10 protein-coding genes and 1 pseudogene are annotated in these 19,378 nt (G+C 38.9%); 2 read left to right on the forward strand and 9 right to left on the reverse strand.

Annotated elements, in window-relative coordinates; all coding sequences use genetic code 11:
* The first annotated feature begins 175 nt into the window (after positions 1 to 175).
* A pseudogene (locus MCS_RS04850) lies at positions 176 to 8,723 on the forward strand (glycoside hydrolase family 94 protein).
* A gap of 131 nt (positions 8,724 to 8,854) precedes the next feature.
* The gene (pncB, locus tag MCS_RS04855) at positions 8,855 to 10,159 is read left to right on the forward strand and encodes a nicotinate phosphoribosyltransferase (protein ID WP_004856137.1); all 1,305 of its coding nucleotides are present in this window, start codon (positions 8,855 to 8,857) and stop codon (positions 10,157 to 10,159) included.
* Positions 10,160 to 10,481: 322 nt separating this feature from the next.
* Here the strand turns inward: pncB and MCS_RS04860 are convergent, their stop codons facing one another.
* From MCS_RS04860 to rpmI, 9 genes are all read right to left on the reverse strand, one after another.
* Complete coding sequence (locus tag MCS_RS04860; protein WP_024864141.1) at positions 10,482 to 10,868, reverse strand: YbaN family protein; 387 nt, start codon at positions 10,866 to 10,868, stop codon at positions 10,482 to 10,484.
* 384 nt (positions 10,869 to 11,252) lie between these two features.
* Positions 11,253 to 12,158 (reverse strand): metal ABC transporter permease, encoded by a 906-nt coding sequence (locus tag MCS_RS04865; protein WP_004856139.1) that lies wholly within the window; start codon positions 12,156 to 12,158, stop codon positions 11,253 to 11,255.
* Positions 12,155 to 13,021 (reverse strand): metal ABC transporter permease, encoded by an 867-nt coding sequence (locus tag MCS_RS04870; protein ID WP_004856140.1) that lies wholly within the window; start codon positions 13,019 to 13,021, stop codon positions 12,155 to 12,157. The genes MCS_RS04865 and MCS_RS04870 overlap by 4 nt, the downstream gene beginning before the upstream one ends.
* Positions 13,018 to 13,848 (reverse strand): manganese/iron ABC transporter ATP-binding protein, encoded by an 831-nt coding sequence (locus MCS_RS04875; RefSeq protein WP_004856141.1) that lies wholly within the window; start codon positions 13,846 to 13,848, stop codon positions 13,018 to 13,020. Before MCS_RS04875 ends, MCS_RS04870 begins: the two co-directional genes overlap by 4 nt.
* Complete coding sequence (locus tag MCS_RS04880) at positions 13,845 to 14,753, reverse strand: metal ABC transporter substrate-binding protein (protein ID WP_004856142.1); 909 nt, start codon at positions 14,751 to 14,753, stop codon at positions 13,845 to 13,847. The genes MCS_RS04875 and MCS_RS04880 overlap by 4 nt, the downstream gene beginning before the upstream one ends.
* Before the next feature lie 279 nt (positions 14,754 to 15,032).
* Positions 15,033 to 17,456: a phenylalanine--tRNA ligase subunit beta gene (gene pheT / locus MCS_RS04885; protein WP_004856143.1), complete on the reverse strand. Its 2,424-nt coding sequence runs from the start codon at positions 17,454 to 17,456 to the stop codon at positions 15,033 to 15,035.
* Positions 17,457 to 17,498: 42 nt separating this feature from the next.
* Positions 17,499 to 18,572, reverse strand: coding sequence for a phenylalanine--tRNA ligase subunit alpha (pheS, locus tag MCS_RS04890; RefSeq protein ID WP_004856144.1), 1,074 nt, complete (start codon positions 18,570 to 18,572; stop codon positions 17,499 to 17,501).
* Between the two features lie 95 nt (positions 18,573 to 18,667).
* Entirely contained in the window at positions 18,668 to 19,069 is a 402-nt protein-coding gene (gene rplT / locus MCS_RS04895) for a 50S ribosomal protein L20 (protein WP_004856145.1), read from the reverse strand.
* Between the two features lie 33 nt (positions 19,070 to 19,102).
* Entirely contained in the window at positions 19,103 to 19,306 is a 204-nt protein-coding gene (gene rpmI, locus MCS_RS04900; protein ID WP_004856146.1) for a 50S ribosomal protein L35, read from the reverse strand.
* Between the last annotated feature and the right edge of the window lie 72 nt (positions 19,307 to 19,378).

Below are 19,378 nucleotides of genomic sequence, written 5' to 3' on the forward strand. Positions count from 1 at the left end.
TTGTTTTTCAAAGAAATTGTCTATTTTCTCTTAAACTGTATGGTCAAAAAATGGCAAATACTCTCAAAGAAAAGAAAAAAGTTCATTTTTTCCTTTGAACTGCTCATTATTAAGATAAAGTGTTCACAGCCTATTAAACATAAAGAAACCGCGTAATTGAATAACAAAGAATATTATGGCACGCACAATATCCTTCATGAAGTGTTTTTTTCTCAACAAACAGAACACCTTTATCTTACTGAAACCAACTTTCCTATTCGCTCAACTTATAAGCTGTAGAAAGAACTCTATAAATTAGGCCATGATATAGCTTCGAAAAGAGAAATCCCACTTCCTGAATATAAAGGAGAAAATAATTTTCACAAAAGGTTGAGAGAAAGTGCCAAAATTATTCTCCACGCCTTTCATATCAGCGATATTGCAGCTCACAACGATAAAACTATTACACCATCTGCTCAATGGCTCATTGATAATCATTATACCATTGACAAAACTATACAACAACTACGCCATGACTTATCCAAATCCTTCATCAAGCAACTTCCTCTTTATAAACAAAAGATAGACATACCACGTATTTTTGCTTTAGCTTGGCTTTATATTGCTCACACAGATAGCGAATTTTTACAAGAAACACTCACAGCTACAATCAATGGATTCCAAAAAGTTTGCACCCTTGAAATTAGTGAGTTATGGGCACTCCCTTCTGTCATGCAAATGTTATTAATTGAAAATATCCGTCGTCTTTCATTACGTATTGAGCAAACACAATATATGCGTCATTTCGCTCATACAGTAGCTGATAAAATTTCTCTCGCAGACAATGAAACAAAATTACACACTCTTTTTACGCAATATAAACCATTCACTGCTGATTCAACCTTTTCTGCGCATTTATTCTACCATCTACGTGGTGCATCTATCGATTCCACAATAGCACTCTCTTGGCTTGAAAAGCAATTACATAGCCAAAACAGTAGCTTAGAAATTGCAAAAGCCGACGAACATGCTAAACAAGCTTCAGATGGTGTAACCATGGGGAATATGGTTTGAAACAGTTAGTTCTGTAGACTCTATTTTGCATGAAAACAGTGATTTTTTTTGCATGAAAACAGTGATTTTTCCGAAATTGATTCTCACTCACGCAATATCTATCGGCAAGTGATTGAAAAAATTGCGCGCCTTTCACCTCTCAATGAGCTGGAAGTTGCACGAAAAGTTGTAGAAATGGCATCTTCTTCCTCTAAAGAGTCCTCTCATCATAATAATCCCTCCTTTGTTGGTTGCTATCTCGTTGATGAGGGACGACATATTCTTGAAAAGGCTTGTAGATACACTCCACCCCTTTTCATAAAATGGATCCAAGCCCTTTGTTGTTCAAAAATAAGAATTATTGCAATTCCTGTTTCTCTTTTAACCTTTGCTATTTTACTTGCTGTTTACGCTTTCTTAGAAACATCTGGCATAACACCATGGATAATCTTTCTCTTTACTGCATTGGCGCTTTTTTCTGCTATGGATGCAGCTTTTGCTTTCTTTAACACTGTTGTTTCATGGTTTATCCCATCAAAACAGCTCATTGGTTATGAATATAAAGAAGGTATTCCCCAAAATGCACGTACAATGGTTGTCGTTCCTACTCTCATCACATCACGCGATTATATTGATGAACAAGTGCGCAATCTTGAAGTACACTACCTTTCCAATCCCAAAGGTGCCATTCATTTTGCCCTCATTACGGATTGGGTAGACTCTCCCTTCGAACAAACGCAAGACGACCTTGATCTATTGCACTATGCACAAAGGGGTATTGATAAACTCAATAACCGTTATCATCGTGATGATATTCCTCTCTTTTTTCTTTTACACCGCCGGCGCCTTTATAATGCTAACGAAAAATGTTGGATGGGATGGGAACGCAAGCGTGGTAAACTTCATGAACTTAATCTGCTATTAAGAGGCGATAAAAATACAAGCTTTTATCCCTCCAATCCACTCCTTCCCATGGATTGTCGTTTTGTGATGACTCTAGATTCAGATACACGTCTTACCCCTGAAAGTGTTACAAAACTCGTTGGAAAACTTAACTATCCGCTCAACCATCCCATTTTTGATCCACACAATGAAACAGTTGTAAAAGATTATAGCATTTTGCAACCGCGTATTACACCTTCTCTTACAACAGGAAAAACAACATCAATTCTGCAACGTTTTTTTCTACCAATCGCGGCATTGATCCTTATGTTTTTGCTGTTTCTGACACTTATCAAGATCTTTTGGGAGAAGGAACTTTTATTGGCAAAGGTCTTTACAATATCGATGCATTTCAACAGGCACTTAAAAGTAAAATTAAAGAAAATACTGTTCTTAGTCATGATCTCTTGGAAGGAGGATATGCACGCACTGCATTAGTAAGTAATGTAGAAGTGATTGAAGATTATCCAACAGCTTATAACGCTGATGTTGTGCGTCATCATCGTTGGATTCGTGGCGATTGGCAACTCTTGCCTTATCTCTTGTTTCCCCATAAAATTAGCTCCATTACGCATTGGAAAATGCAAGATAATCTGCGCCGTTCTCTCACACCACTTATGTGGTTGATCGCAGCAATCACAGGATGGTTTCTTTTACCATTAAAAAGTGCAATTATTTGGCAAACATTCTTACTGCTTAGCCTCTTCGTCTCACCAATTTTAGGCGTATTACAAACTTTTATTCCCTCCAATATTGATCATTCTTTACGTGAATATCTTCGATTAATTTTGAACAAAAGTATCTTTACGCTAACAAATATATTTCTTCAAACTACGTTTATTGCTCATTCTGCTTATTTTATGACTGATGCAATTGTTCGCACACTCTATCGTATAGGAATTTCAAAACAGCACCTCCTTGAATGGAAAACCTCCTCCTCAACAAAAACCATGCCTAATAGTTTGGGTTTCTATATTCTTACAATGTGGCCAGCATCGCTCATTGGTATTCTTGCTATAGCACTGCCTTTTTCTTTTTATAGTCTTACAAGCTTTCTTGCTTTGCCCTTTGGACTGGCATGGTTTTTTTCACCCTTGATTGCATGGATTGTCAGACAATCCTCAACATTTGAAGATACTCTTCATATATCTTCAGGAAATAACAAAACACTGCGATGCATTGCACGACGGACATGGCTCTATTATGCAACCTTTGTTAATGCGCAAAACAATTATTTACCACCCGATAATTTTCAAGAAGATCCAGAACCTCTTGTTGCCCAGCGTACATCCCCTACAAATATTGGAGTTTATCTACTTTCTATTATCGCTGCTCGTAATTTTGGTTGGATTGGTTTTGCAGAGGCTATTACACGCATTGAATGTACATTACGCTCTCTTGAAAAAATGGAAAAATTCCGTGGTCATCTATACAATTGGTATGAAACGGATACACTCAAACCGCTCTTACCAACTTATGTATCAACGGTTGATTCAGGAAATCTTGCTGGCCATTTGGTAACGCTCTCTTCAGCCTTAAGTGAATGGGCTGAAAAACCGCATCTTTTTTTCAAAGTAATTTAGCCGATTTATTTGATGTTAATGCTATTCTTGAGGAAACTGTCAAAGAAATTCCAGATAATCAATATATTCGACATCCCCTACGTCAACAAATCGAAGAACACATCACCAAATTTCACCACTCCATCAGTATTTTCATCAAAAAACCAGATACAAACACTTTTTACACCACTAACCTTTCTCTCGCAGCCTATGATATTTTATACTTAATAGAAGAGCTCGATCAAAAAATCCAAACAATAGAATCCGCTCGTGCACTCTCTTGGGCCAAATGTCTTGTAGAAACCTGTGAAGCCCATCATCATGACGCTACTAGCGATTACGACAGCGAAAAACTACATAAAAAAATTAAACACTTTAGCTGTAAAGGCACGACAAATAGCTTTTGATATGAAATTTGACTTTTTAGAACAACCTAAAAGGCATCTTTTGTCCATTGGATATCGTGTTCAAGAAAACAAACTCGATGAAAGTTGTTATGACCTACTGGCTTCAGAAGCACGCCTCGCAAGCCTTTTTGCCATTACGAAAGGCGATATAAAACTTAAACATTGGTTCCATCTTGGCCGACTCCTCGTCCCCATTGGTTGGAAGGGCGCTCTCTTATCATGGTCTGGTTCCATGTTCGAATATCTCATGCCGTCTCTCGTTACGTGCGAACCTATAGGGTCTCTTTTAGATCAAACTAATAGGCTTATTATTCACCATCAAATACAATACGCTCATAAAAAGAGATTACCTTGGAGTATTTCAGAAGCGGCATTTAATGCTCGCGATCACTTAATGAATTATCAATACGCAAATTTTGTGCCCCAAACCTCGGACTTCAACGTGGTCTCTCACGCAACACTGTTATTGCTCCCTATGCCAGTCTTCTAGCAGCACAATACGTACCTACCCAAGCTGTAACTAATTTAAAACGGCTGCGAGATCTTGGAGCTTTAGGCACATATGGCTATTATGACTCTGTTGACTTCACCCCTTCGCGCGTACCAATGGGAAAAAAATACGCTGTTGTGCGTAATTATTATGCGCACCATCATGGCATGTCCATTCTTGCCATTAACAACGTTATTTTTCAAGGGCGAATGCGCGATCGCTTTCACCGTAATCCTGTCATCGAAGCTGTACAATTATTATTACAGGAAAGAGCTCCGCATCAAATTCCCATCATTCATACCAAAGTTATGAATCACATGCGCAGTAACTCTCGAAACTTTGATAATGCCCCTTTACGTATTATTACTAACCCGCTACTCAAACCACGTGCGACTTTGCTCTTATCCAATGGTTTTTACTCTACAATGTTGACAGCTAATGGTTCTGGTTACAGCCGTTAGCATGATTATGCAATTACGCGCTTTATTCCTGATGCTACAGAAGATCAACAAGGCACTTTATTTTTCCTCCGTGATACACATAGTGGACGCTGGTGGTCTGTTACCGGTGAACCAACACGCGTTGTCGAAGAAGAAGCGATCTGCATTTTTACAGATGAAAAAGCTGAATATACGAAAATGGTTGATGGCATCAAATCAACACTTGAATGTCTCATTACATCTGAAGGATGCGGCGAAGGCAGACGTATTCAACTTATGAATATAACAAACAAAGATCGCCTTATTGAAGTGACCTCTTATGGCGAACTAGCACTTGCAACAATGGATACGGACTGCGCTCATCCTGTTTCTTCTCGGATGTTTATAGAAACAGAAATTACTGAGGAAAGAAGAACGATTTTTGCCAAAAGGCGTAAACGCTCGCCTAGTGACCCTGAGATTCATATTGCCCATTTTGTTACAGATACAACAGGTACTCTCCAAGAGGCAGAGGCTGAAACTGATCGTTCTCTGTTTATTGATCGGGGTCGATCCATTCATCGACCTGCTGCATTTGATCAAAATGCTCGTTTTAGCAATAGTCAAGGTTGTGTTCTTGATCCAATCATATCGCTCCGATGCCGTAAAAAATCCCAGCACATGAAAAAGCAGAGCTTATTTTTTGGACTTTTGCTGCCAATACAAAAGAAACACTGCACAATTATATTAATCATTATCGACAACCTAATATATTCCAGCAAGAATTTTCAATGGCGTGGACACGTTCACAGGTCTCGCTGTATCAAAGTGGCATCAACCTTAAAGAAGCTATTACGTATCAAAAATATGCAACACCCCTTATCTATCCCGACGGAACATGGCGTCTTTCTTCCACAATATTAGCGAAAACTCTTGGTAAACAATCTGATCTTTGGCCCATGTCTCTTTCAGGAGACTACCCTATCTATCTCCTTAGATTAGATAATAAGGGAAATATAACTGTCTTATGCGAACTGCTTAAAGCACATGAATATTGGCGTATGCGTGGGCTTATTGTTGATCTGGCCATTCTCAATGAACAAGCATATTCTTATTACAAGATACGCAACGTACTATTGAATGGATGCGCGAATCTTATCGCCACTACACTCATGACACGGATGAACACCAACATATTTTCACGCTTCAACATGATCAAATAAATGACCAAAGCCTTAAAACACTTCTTGCGTCAGCACGCATCATTCTTGATGCTCAAAATGGCTCTTTGTCTGAACAACTCAAACGACTTGATGAAAGTGATTTTCATCTAGCAATCAATAGTCATCAAGAATCTCATTATCAATTAAACTACAAAAAGTGCAATGAGGGAAGACAAGTTACGACACAAACAAAACAAAGCCTTTTTGCTTCCATTGGTCTTATCAGTCATCAAAAAGATTCTATTCTCCCTGTTGATAAAAAAGACCTACAATATTGGAATGGTTATGGCGGATTTAACCAGCATAACTATTATGTGTCACGTCTTCATGGACACACCACCACACCACATCCATGGATTAACGTCATTGCTAACCATAATTTTGGTTTCCATGTTTCTGCTAAAGGTGCACTTTTTACTTGGGCAAACAATAGCCGCGATTATCAATTAACCCCTTGGAGTAATGATCCCATTTCTAACCGTCCAGGGGAAGCACTTTACCTTGTAGATCGCTTATCTTTAAAACGTTTCTCGCCCGTTTCTGCCGTTGAATGCGATGAAAATGTTATCTATGATAGCTTGCCATGGTTTTTGATTCTCAACCTTTAAATCCACACATTCAGAGATCACATTAGAACTTACCCATACTCTCGATCGAGAAAAATCCGTTCGCCTTTCACGTCTCATCCTTAAAAATGAGGGGAAAAAACCGCGATACTTACGTCTTTATAATTATGTTGAATGGGTATTAGGAAACATTCGTACAAAATATGCACCCTTTATAATTGCCTCTTATGATCCTAAACGTGGAGCACATTTTATTCGAAATCCCTATCATATCGAAAAATCCCAACACGTAGCATTTTTATCCGCATCCCAAATACCATCCAGCACCACCACCAATCGCACTGAGTTTATCGGTCCAACAGGAACAGTTACACATCCTAACGCGATCCGTAAAGCTGACGCGCTTTCAAATACGATTGAAACAGGATGTGATCCTTGTTCAGCATTAGCCTATGATATTGATCTTCTCCCAGGACAAACAAAAGAAATCATCTTCTATCTTGGCAGCGCGGAAAATATACAAGAGGCTGAAAAATTACTAGACCAAGTACGTGCACGTGATTTTGAAATTCTGCTCACACAACAAAAAAACAATGGAGTCATTTCGTTTCCCCCCTACAAGTAAAAACACCTGATCCCTCATTTGATATTATGGTCAATCATTGGCTCCCTTATCAAGTCTACGCTTGCCGTATGATAGCGCGCACAGCTTTTTATCAAGCCAGTAGTGCATTTGGCTTTCGCGACCAATTACAAGACAGTTTATCTTTGTTATTGCTAGAACCAAAACTGGCGCGTGAACAACTGTTAAACGCTGCAGCGCGTCAATTTCCCGAAGGTAATGTACAGCATTGGTAGCTCCCTCATACCAATGCGGGTGTTCGCACACTCATTTCTGATGATATCGTCTGGCTTGCTTATGGAACAGCTCTTTATATCAACACGACTGGCGACTACGCATTTCTCGATACTCCAATCGCTTTCATTGAAGGAGCTGCCCTCAACGATGGACAGCACGATGCTTATTTTCAACCCACACAATCTTCAAAAATTGCAACAATTTATGAACATTGTTCTTTAGCTTTAGATCTTGCCATCAAACGCTGTGGACAACATGGACTTCCGCTTATTCTCTGCGGTGATTGGAATGATAGTATGAATTTGGTAGGTGTTGAAGGAAAAGGCGAAAGCACTTGGTTAGGGTGGTTTCTTGGAACAACACTACAAGCATTCATTCCCCTTGCTCAAAGCCGTGGTGATAACAACCATGTGCAAGGCATGGAGTGCATACCTTGAACGTTTGACAAATGCTCTAGAAGACCACTATTGGGATGGTGCTTGGTATCAACGAGGGTATTTTGATGATGGAACCCCTCTTGGTTCTAAAACAAATGATGAATGCCAAATTGATACTATTGTGCATCTTGGGCTGTCATTTCTCAAATGGCTTCTCTTGAGCGTTAAAAACAAGCAATGACATCCATGCTTGAACATCTGTGTGATGAAGACGGCGGACTTATACGTCTTTTTTGGCCACCTTTTGATAGAAGTATTCTCGAACCTGGTTATATTAAAGGCTATCCTCCTGGAATACGAGAAAATGGTGGTCAATACACGCATGGTGCTATTTGGAGCATTTTAGCGCTTGCTGAAATGGGTGAAAGAGACAAAGCCTACAGTTTGTTTTCTATGATCAACCCCATTATCCATGGACAAAATCCTGAAACTTATCGTGTTGAACCTTATGTTATGTCTGCAGATATTTACGCTACCCAACCACGTCGTGGACAAGGTGGTTGGACATGGTATACAGGCTCAGCAAGCTGGTTCTACCGTGCTGCAACCCAAAGCATTCTTGGGATTAATCGCTAAGCTAATAAATTATTTTGCGTCCCAATTTGCCTTCCTTATGGCCAGAATATGAAGCACAAATGAAATTTCATGATGCTGTTTATACCATTAAAGTGAAATGGGAATCTGAAAATACGCTCAGTGTTAATGGTAAAAAATATGCCGAAGTTCATACAGGGATAAAGTTAAAAAACGGGAAAACATGAAATCATACATACTGTTAAATCTTAAAAACAGAAAAGTTAAAAGAATTTTTTATTCTTGCCCAAAACCATAGAGTTGTTATCATTCCTGTATTACCTATATTGATCGTGTTAGTGTACAGTAAGTTTAGACTCCACGAAACTGAAAGAAAAAGGGTTATGAATCATCCAGATATTGCGAGACGTGTTTATAATCATGCTTGGAAACTCGATCCTATTATTCGTTCACTTTTGGATACGGATTTTTATAAACTTCTTATGGTACAGATGATTTGGGGGCTTTATCCCAATGTCAATGTTACTTTCTCCCTCATAAACCGTACCAAAACAATACGTCTGGCTGATGATATTGATGAAGGTGAGTTACGTGCTCAACTTGATCACGCCCTTAGTTTACGCTTTACGAAAAAAGAAATGATCTGGCTTGCTGGTAATACATTTTATGGACGTAAACAAATTTTCGAACCAGATTTTCTTCATTGGCTCGAGAACTTTCAACTGCCAGAATATGAACTCACCCGCAAAGATGGTCAATATATCCTCCATTTTCATGGTTTATGGTCCCATAGCTCCATGTGGGAAATCCCCGCCCTTGCTATTATCAGTGAATTACGTTCACGTGCTGCTATGAAAAAACTAGATCGTTTTGCTCTTGATGTGCTTTATGCACGTGCTAAAGCAAAAATGTGGAGTAAAGTTGAACGGCTCAAAAAATTACCTGATATTAAAATATCTGACTTTGGTACAAGGCGTCGCCATTCTTTTTTATGGCAACGCTGGTGTATAGAAGCATTAAAAGAAGGCATTGGCGATTCTTTTACTGGAACTTCCAATGTTCTTCTCGCTATGGATACAGATTTAGAAGCTCTTGGAACAAATGCACATGAATTACCCATGGTCATTGCTGCTCTTGCTAATAATGATAACGAATTATGCAAAGCGCCTTATAAAGTTCTGCAAGATTGGAACCGTTATTATGGTGGAAATCTTCTCATTGTTTTGCCTGATACCTTTGGTACAGAAGCATTTTTACGCAATGCACCAGATTGGGTAGCGGATTGGACAGGTTTCAGACCTGACAGTGCTCCACCCATTGAAGGTGGCGAACGCATTATCCAATGGTGGAAAGAAAAAGGAAAAGATCCACGCGAAAAATTATTGATTTTTTCTGATGCTCTTGATGTCAATACAATTGAAAAAACCTACCATCACTTTCATGATAAAGTGCGTATGAGTTTTGGATGGGGAACAGATCTTACCAATGATTTTGTAAGTTGTGCACCCCAAGAAATTGCAGCCTTTGATACCATTTCTCTTGTGTGTAAAGTAACCCATGCCAATGGTCGACCAGCTGTAAAACTCTCGGATAATCCTGAAAAAACCATCGGTAATCCGCAAGAAATAGAACGTTATCTCAATTTTTTTGGTAATGCAAATCGCATTTCTATACCCATAAAGGTATAAAAAACATTTTTTGTTTTTAATAATCTTTTGTTTCTTCATCTTATTTTTAGAGAAAGAATGCGCAAATTAAAAAGAAAAATGGAAATCTTAAAAAAATATCTCTTATCTTACCAAAATCATCAAAGCGTAATACAAATGTATCTTTGATCTCTTTGAAAAGATATCTCTATAAATAAAATTATCTTATTCAATAATGTTGCTAGCAGCAATAATAGTATGTTTTATGAAATACAAGAAATTAAAGAGAATACACCTTCTAAAACATTCAAAAATCAGCAAAATAAAAAAGAAGTTAGCTCACAAAGTCTTTTATTTTTTGTTATTACGAAGATGGGCGTGTTATAATATAAATGATAATCAATAGCAAAATAACAGCAACCAACAACGCAAACCATAAAACTGGATGTACCATCACCAAGAATGATAAAAAGCCTCCCGTCATGCTCACCACCGCAAAAACTTTAACAAATGGTGGAATAGCTCTCTTTTCTTCCCATTGTTTAATAGGCGGACCAAAAACGCGGTGATTATTCAACCAATGGTGAAAACGTGGTGATGAACGCGCAAAACACCATGAAGCAACTAATAAAAAGGGCACGGTTGGCATAATAGGGAGCACTATGCCGATGATACCTAATATAACCATCACCCATCCTAATATATAATAAAAAATCCGCAAAGGGTAGGATATCTTAAAATTTTTTTCCATCCTATTTTGCCTTTTTCCTCTACGAGATTAATATATTTTCCCGCTTTCTATATGCTTTAGCACACAATTATCCCGCAATATTGCTGGTGAATATTTTCGGGATTATTTCTCCCAAAGTATAGAATAGCTTACGCTATATGATGATCATTTCAAAACTTTCAAGCAATAAGAACAGATTCCTAGAAAAACAAAAAATAAAAAGGCTGCAGAACAAATCAATGCAGCCTTTTAATCACGAATGCAGTATTGGGGAGAATATATACTGCACCCATCAGCTAGATATTAGGAGGAAATAACCTAGCGTCTCGCTATCTATTTAAAACAAACCAGAGAGACAATACATAAAAATGCATATCTGATATGCATCAAATATATTATATATGCTCAAATTTCCTGAACCGCGCTTTTACGAAAGAAAATAGACGTAAAAATAGTTATAAAGATAAGCGTTAAAATCAATACAATCGTAGACGCAGAATCAGAGCCGATAAATAAGCTTAAATACACTCCTAAGAAACCAGAAAAAGCCGCTGCAAGTATAGCAATTATTAACATAAAAGAAAATCGTTTAGTAACAAGATAAGCAATCGCTCCTGGTGCTATCAATAAAGAAATAACAAGAACAATTCCAACCGCTTTCAAAGCCGCGACAATAGTAAGAGAAATCATCGTTAAAAGAGTATAGTGAAGTACTGATATTCGTAATCCCATTGCACGACCTTGAACTGAATCAAAAATATACAGCATAAAATCACGCCATTTTGCCCCTAAAATAAAAGTGACAATAGCAGAAATGATTGCTGTCTGTGTAATATCAAGCCAGTTAACACCCAAAAGATTCCCGAATAAAATGTGATTTAAATCTAGACTGCTATAAATAGAGGTTGCCAAAACAAGCCCTAAACCAAACATCGATGAAAAAACAACACCCATTACTGTATCCTGCTTGATACGGCTATTACTCCCTAAAAAACCCGTAACAAGCGCACAAACCATGCCTGCAACAAAAGCACCCAAAGTAATCAAAGTCATCGTCACATTAGCCGGACGCACATTTTGAAACCAAGCAAATGGCAAAGAGGTCAAAAATGCTATCACCCACGGCGTTGTCATATAACCAACAACAACACCAGGAAAAACTGCATGAGAAATTGCATCACCTAAAAGCGCCCATCCCTTCAAAATAAGAAAACAAGAAAGCATCGCCATTGGAACGGAAAGGATCATGACAATAACCATGCCCTTAAGCATAAAAGAAAACTGAAAAGGAAGTAGTAATTGATCAATCATAATATCATCACACTTTTTTTTGCTGCATTTATACGTAAACGCGCAGCAATAAACCCATGTTTAGGAGCAAAAATAAAAGCCATCATAAACAAAAATGCCTGAAAAAGCACAACAACACCACCCGTTTGTGCATTCAAAAAATAACTCACATAAACACCTAATACGCTTGTAAATGTCCCAATTATAACTGCAATAAGCAAAACATTCACAAAGCGATCACTTAAAAGATAAGCTGTTGCTCCAGGCGTCACCACAAGACAAATGACCAAAAACGCTCCAACCGTTTGCATAGCAGCAACAGTACAAGCAGCAAGCAATGTGAAAAAGAGAATCTTTAAAAACTTGACGTTTAATCCAAGAGCACGCGCGTGCGTCTCATCAAATAAAGAAACAAGAAGATCTTTCCACTTCAAAAGTAATATAAGCAAAGAAAAAAAACCAATAAAAGCTAGTTGTATAATATCTGATGAACTAACGGCTAAAATATTTCCCAAGACAATCGTATCAATATTAACAGCCATCGGTTTTAAGGATTTGAGAAACAATCCAAAAGCAAAAAAGGAAGAAAAAATGAGACCAATAATGGTATCTTCTTTCAACTTTGTTCGTTGGTTAAAAAAGAGCATAGCCGCCGCAGCAAGCCCACCAGAAAAAAAAGCTCCCAGCGAAAAAGGTAACCCTAAAAGGTAAGCCCCTGCTACGCCAGGAACAATCGAATGGGAAAGCGCATCGCCAATCAACGACCAACCTTTTAACATCAAAAACGCAGAAAGAAAGGCACAAACGCACCCCACTAATCCAGAAACCCACATCGCATTAACCATATATTGATAGCTTAGCGGTTCAAGCAACCAAGAAATCATGCAACGTGCTCCACTCTTTCAATATTCTCAAAAACAAAAGGCTGTTTGCCTTCCATGAAAAGATCATTTTTTTTTACGCCTTGAAGATCAAAAAGATGATGATGCAAAGCTCCACCAAAAGTTTGTTCAAGATTTTTCTGTGTAAAGACTATTTCTGTTAACCCAGAAGCTAAAACAGTTCCTTTTATCAAAACCGTATGATCACAAAATTCACGAACAGAACCTAAATTGTGGGTGGAAACTAATATTACAGCCCCCTCTTTACGAAGCTCTCGCAACAAAGCAATGATTTTATCTTCTGTTGTAACGTCAACCCCTGTAAAAGGCTCGTCTAATAAAATAGCTTTTGCTTTCTGTGCAAGAGCACGCGCTAAAAAAACACGCTTTTTCTGCCCACCAGAAAGTTCACCAATTTGACGCTTGGCAAATGCCAACATATCGACGCGTTCTAATGCAATACGAACAGCTTCATAATCTCGTGCCCGTGCATAACGAAAAAAATTCATGTGGCCATACCGCCCCATCAAAACAACATCTTCAACCAAAACAGGAAAATTCCAATCAACATCCTCACTTTGAGGAACATAAGCAATAAGATTTTTTTTCAAAGCTACCTCAACGGGCAAATCAAAAATGCGAACTTTCCCCTTTGAAGGTCGTACAAATCCCATAATAGCTTTAAATAATGTTGACTTTCCTGATCCGTTAACGCCAACCAACGCAGTAATAGAACCTGCTGGACTCTCAAAATTCACTTCCCGCAAAGCTGTATGTCCATTCCGATAAGTTACTGTTACCCCTTGGGCGAATATTCCAGATCCCATCATTGACTTTTTACTCCATCTGATAAAGCATTAGTAATTCGTTCACTTGTAACGCGTAACAAATCAATATAAGTAGGCACCTCACCATTTTTCTCACTCAGAGAATCCACATAAAGAACACCACCGTATTTAGCCCCTGTTTCTCTCGCAACCTGCTTGGCAGGTGCTGGGGAAATAGTGCTTTCAGAAAAAACTGCTTGGATATTGTATTTGCGAACCATATCGATAACATGCTTCACTTGCTGTGGTGTCCCTTGCTGATCAGCATTAATTGGCCACAAATAAAGTTCTTTCAAACCAAAATCACGCGCCAGATAGCTAAATGCACCTTCACTGGTCACAAGCCAACGCTTGTCTTCTGGCAATGTCTCTAATTCAGCCCTGATTGGATCAATCATTGAGCGAATCTTTTGCTTATAAATTTCGGCATTTTCTTTATAAATAGCAGCATGTTCAGGATCGTATTTTACGAAAGCATCGCGAATATTATCAACATAAATCAAAGCTGAGGTTGGCGACATCCACGCATGAGGATTTGGTTTTCCACTGAAAGGCCCCTCACCAATTGTAATCGGCACAATGCCTTCTGAAACAATGGCACTTGGAACATCCTTGATATTTTGAAAAAACTTTTCAAACCAGAGCTCCAAATCTAATCCATTCCACAGTATAAGATTTGCTCCTTGCGCACGCATAAGATCACGAGGCGTAGGCTGATATTCATGAATTTCAGCACCTGGTTTGGTGATTGATTCCACATCAGCGGCATCACCTGCTACATTACGCGCCATATCAGCAATGATGGTGAATGTCGTAACAGCTTTAAATTTACCAGCACACAAAGCTACATTAGGTGTGAAAAAAATAACACTCCCCAAAATTATGGTAAAAAACGTTTTTACGTTCATTGATCCTCTCTCTCGTTCACAGCTTTTATTGCTAATGATTTGCATTATTATTTAGCAATAGCAGCTCTCCTCCACCTTTGCAATGAAAGATTTATTAAAAAAGATTAACTTTTTCAGTTATTTAAAAATTGCCTTCTTCGCCTTAAAAAGGCTGATATTAAAAAAAGATCTACTTGAAAACCTCTTTCAAAAAGCTCTACAGACCTTGAATTCAAAAAAGTAAAGGAGCACTCAAAAGTGCTCCCGCTTTATAAAAAATTCGATAGAAGAGAATAATACTTAACGGCGTAAATATGCGCCCGTTGTCTTGGTAACATTTTCCACCACCTTTGAAGCAAGCTCTTCTAAATCCTCATCGGTCAATGTTTTTTCAAAGGGTTGAAGAGAAACTTCAATTGCAACAGATTTTTTATCTTCACCAAGGTTTGGATCTTCAAAAACATCAAAAACCCGTATTGAATGAATAAGTTTTTTATCCGCTCCATTTGCAGCACGAACGATAAGAGAAGAAGCAACTGTTTTATCAACGACAAATGCAAAATCACGCCGCACTATTTGAAAAGGCGATAATTTCAAAGGAGAACGGCTTTTCGTTGCCTTTTTCCTTTGCTCTGGAATCCGATCAAGAAAAATTTCAAAACCGCATACAGGACCACTCACATCTAACTTTTCTAATGTAGCAGGATGAAAAACACCAAAAAAACCAAGAATAACCTTTGATCCAAGCTTCATAACTCCTGATCGACCAGGATGATACCAATCGGGTGCCCCAACCTCAATCTGTACTTTGCTGATATCCATACCGCATGCTTCTAAAACAGCCAATGCATCCGCTTTGGCATCAAAAACATCAACCGCTACAGCATTGCCATTCCAAAAGCGCCCTGCTCCTTCAAATCGTTCTGTTCCACGGCGGATTCCACTAGCAATGCGCTGTTGTTTATCAGGTGTATCACCTTCATAGATGTTAGAAACTTCAAACAAAGCAAGATCTGGAAAACCACGATCAGCATTTCGCTGTGCCGCCATAAGCAAACCTGGTAAAAGAGAAGGACGCATTACTGACATATCAGTAGCAATAGGATTTATTAATTTAAGATGCGCTTGACCACCCCCAAAAGCAAGTGCCTGAATTTCAGAAATAAAAGACCACGTCACAGCCTCCCTCATACCACGATGTGCTAAAGCCAAACGAGCAAAGCGTGAGCGGATTTGTGAACATGTTAAAACTTGTTCTTTTCCCTCTGCAAAATTTTCTAACGGTATGGGTTTAATCGCATCTAGCCCATAAATCCTCATAACCTCTTCCACTAAATCAGCTTTACCAGCAATATCAGGACGCCATGTTGGCACTTTAACTGTTATCACATCTCCTTCCCCTTCGATGCTAACGGCGCTAAATCCAAGCTGTGTTAAAATAGTAAAGGCTTGCTCACGCTCTATTTCCAAATTTGTCAAACGTTTAATTTCAGAAAAGGGAAAAGCTATCTGTTTGATTTCTGGCTGCTGATAACCAACAACCTCTGTTTTTGAACATTCACCACCACAAAGACGTAAGACCAGTTCTGTTGCAATCTCAAGCCCTTTTTCCATAAAAGCCGGATCAACACCCCGCTCAAACCGATAGCGTGCATCACTGATAAGTCCCAATGCGCGACCCGTCTGCGCAATGCTCTTTGAATCCCAAAGCGCCGATTCAATAATAACGCGACGTGTGGTCTCATCACAGCTTGTCCTTTCACCACCCATAATACCGGCAATGGAAACAACGCCCTCTTCATCTGCAATGACACAATCATTAGCACCTAAATTATAGATTTTTCCGTTAAGTGCCTGCAAGCTTTCCCCTTCACGAGCGCAACGTACACTCAAATTTCCTTTTATCTTATCGGCATCAAAAACATGAAGCGGACGTCCAAGATCAAAACTTATATAATTGGTCATATCAACCAGTGCATTAATCGGTCTTAAACCAATCGCACTCAAACGCTGCTGCATCCATTTGGGCGATGCGCCATTTTGAACATTGCGTACTTCACACCAAGCAAAACCTAAACATAACGATGGACTTTGCGAAAAATCTAAAGAAACATGAAGTGGTGTTTCAAAAGCAGTGTCAAATTGTGATAAAGATAATTCTTTTAATCGTCCGATTCCAGCAGCAGCAAGATCACGTGCAATACCGCGAACACCAGTACAATCAGAACGGTTTGGGGTCAAACCAATATCAATGACTGGATCATCTAAACCTGCATAAGCTGCAAATGACGTTCCAATAGGTGCATCTTCTGGAAGCTCGATAATCCCGTCATGTTCATTCGATAACTCAAGCTCCGCTTGTGAACACATCATCCCAAAACTTTCAACACCGCGGATTTTGCCTACAGATAATGTCACATCAAGTCCAGGTATGTACGTACCTGGCAAAGCAAGAACACCAACAAGTCCAGCACATGCATTTGGTGCGCCACATACAATTTGTATAGGTTTACCAGCCCCCGTATCTACCGACAAAACCTGTAATTTATTTGCATCAGGATGTCTCATTGCCGTTAAAACTTTTGCAATCACAAAACCTTTTAAAGAGGAACGATCATCCACATAATCAACCTCAAGGCCAATCGCTGTTAGTTTATCACAAATTTCTTCCAAAGATGCATCTGTCTCTAAGTGATCTTTTACCCATGACAATGTAAATTTCATTTTAAAACCTCACATGAAAACTGTGATAAGATCACACTTTGCCTAGGCTTGGAAAAAAGCAGGCATGTCAAAGCAACGAAAACCGTAATGGTCTAACCAACGTAGATCAGCATCAAAAAATGCCCGCAAATCAGGCATACCGTATTTTAACATAGCAATACGATCAATACCCATTCCCCATGCAAATCCCTGATACTCATCGGGATCTAAACCAATATTTTTTAATACATGAGGATGCACCATTCCGCATCCTAAGATTTCCAGCCAATCCTGTCCCTCACCGAATTTTACTTCTGAACCAGACCGGTCACATTGAATATCCACTTCCATAGATGGCTCAGTAAAAGGAAAAAAAGATGGACGAAATCGCATCTTTACAGAAGGAACTTCAAAAAATGCTTTACAAAAATTCTCGTGAAGCCACATCATATGTGCAATGGTAGAAGTTTTATCAATCACAAGACCTTCCACCTGATGAAACATCGGCGAATGAGTCGCATCTGAGTCCATACGGTAAGTTTTTCCAGGAATAATGATGCGTATTGGTGGTTTTTGTTTTTCCATCGTGCGGATTTGTACAGGTGATGTATGGGTACGTAATAATTTTCGCTCTCCCGTTTTATCAACATCAAAAAAGAAGGTATCATGCATTTCGCGTGCTGGATGACCTTCAGGAAAATTCAATGCTGTAAAATTATAATAATCTGTTTCAATATCTGGTCCCTCTGCAAGTGAAAAACCCATTTTTGTATAAATAGCTATAATTTCTTCAATCACTTGTGAGATGGGATGAATACGCCCCCGTTCTATAGGCGAAGAACGAACTGGCAAGCTTACATCAACCGTTTCGCTAGAAAGACGTGCATCCATTGCTTGGCGCCTTAGGAGATCACGCTTTTGTGCCCATAATTCTAAAACGCGATTTTTTAATCCATTAAGAGCAGGCCCGACTCTTTGGCGTTCTTCAGAATTCATTTTTCCTAATGTTTTTAATTTTTCAGAGATACTGCCTTTTTTACCTAATGCCGCAATACGCACTGTTTCGAGTGCCTGTTCATCATTAGCTGCTTCTAAAGCTAAACAAATTTCTTGTTCCAAACGCTCAATATCGCTCATATTTTTGCCTATTTTTTGAATAGAAAAAAGCCCGCACTAGTAACAACCAGTACGGGATCCCGAATAAATGAATGCTTTAAGAGAACACGACTGGCTTATTTGACAGCTCCCTCAAAAGCATTAGGTGTTGTGTCTTTCAAATACTCTAAAGCCTTCTTTGCCGAAGCAACTAAAGCAGAAAATGCTGCTGCTTCATGAATTGCTATATCTGAAAGAACCTTACGATCAACCTCAATACCTGCTTTCGATAAGCCATCAATAAAGCGCCCATATGTTAAGCCTTCTGCACGAACAGCTGCATTAATTCTCTGAATCCACAAAGCACGGAAAGTCCGTTTTCTATTTTTGCGATCACGATACGCGTACTGTTTTGAGCGATCAACGGCTGCTTTAGCCGCACGAATAGTATTTTTACGACGACCGTAAAAACCTTCAGCCTGTTTAAGAACCTTCTTGTGTTTAGCGTGTGCCGTCACACCTCTTTTTACACGTGCCATGTAATATTCTCCTAAAAATCAAAAGCGCAAGGTTTATAAACCATTTGGCAAATAATACTGAACAACTTTTTGAGCATCTTGTTCACACAAAACCATCGTTCCACGCGCATCACGAATAAATTTATTCGAACGCTTAATCATGCCGTGGCGTTTGCCTGCAGCTGCTACCTTTACTTTGCCTGACGCAGTGATTTTAAACCGCTTTTTAGCGGATGATTTGGTCTTCATCTTGGGCATTTTGCTACTCCATACATATATTCATTAAAGTGGATTATTCATTCAAGCGGACCAACGCTTGAACAAGCACCT

The sequence above is a fragment of the Bartonella doshiae NCTC 12862 = ATCC 700133 genome (assembly GCF_000278155.1).
GTDB classification, from domain to species: Bacteria; Pseudomonadota; Alphaproteobacteria; order Rhizobiales; family Rhizobiaceae; genus Bartonella; species Bartonella doshiae.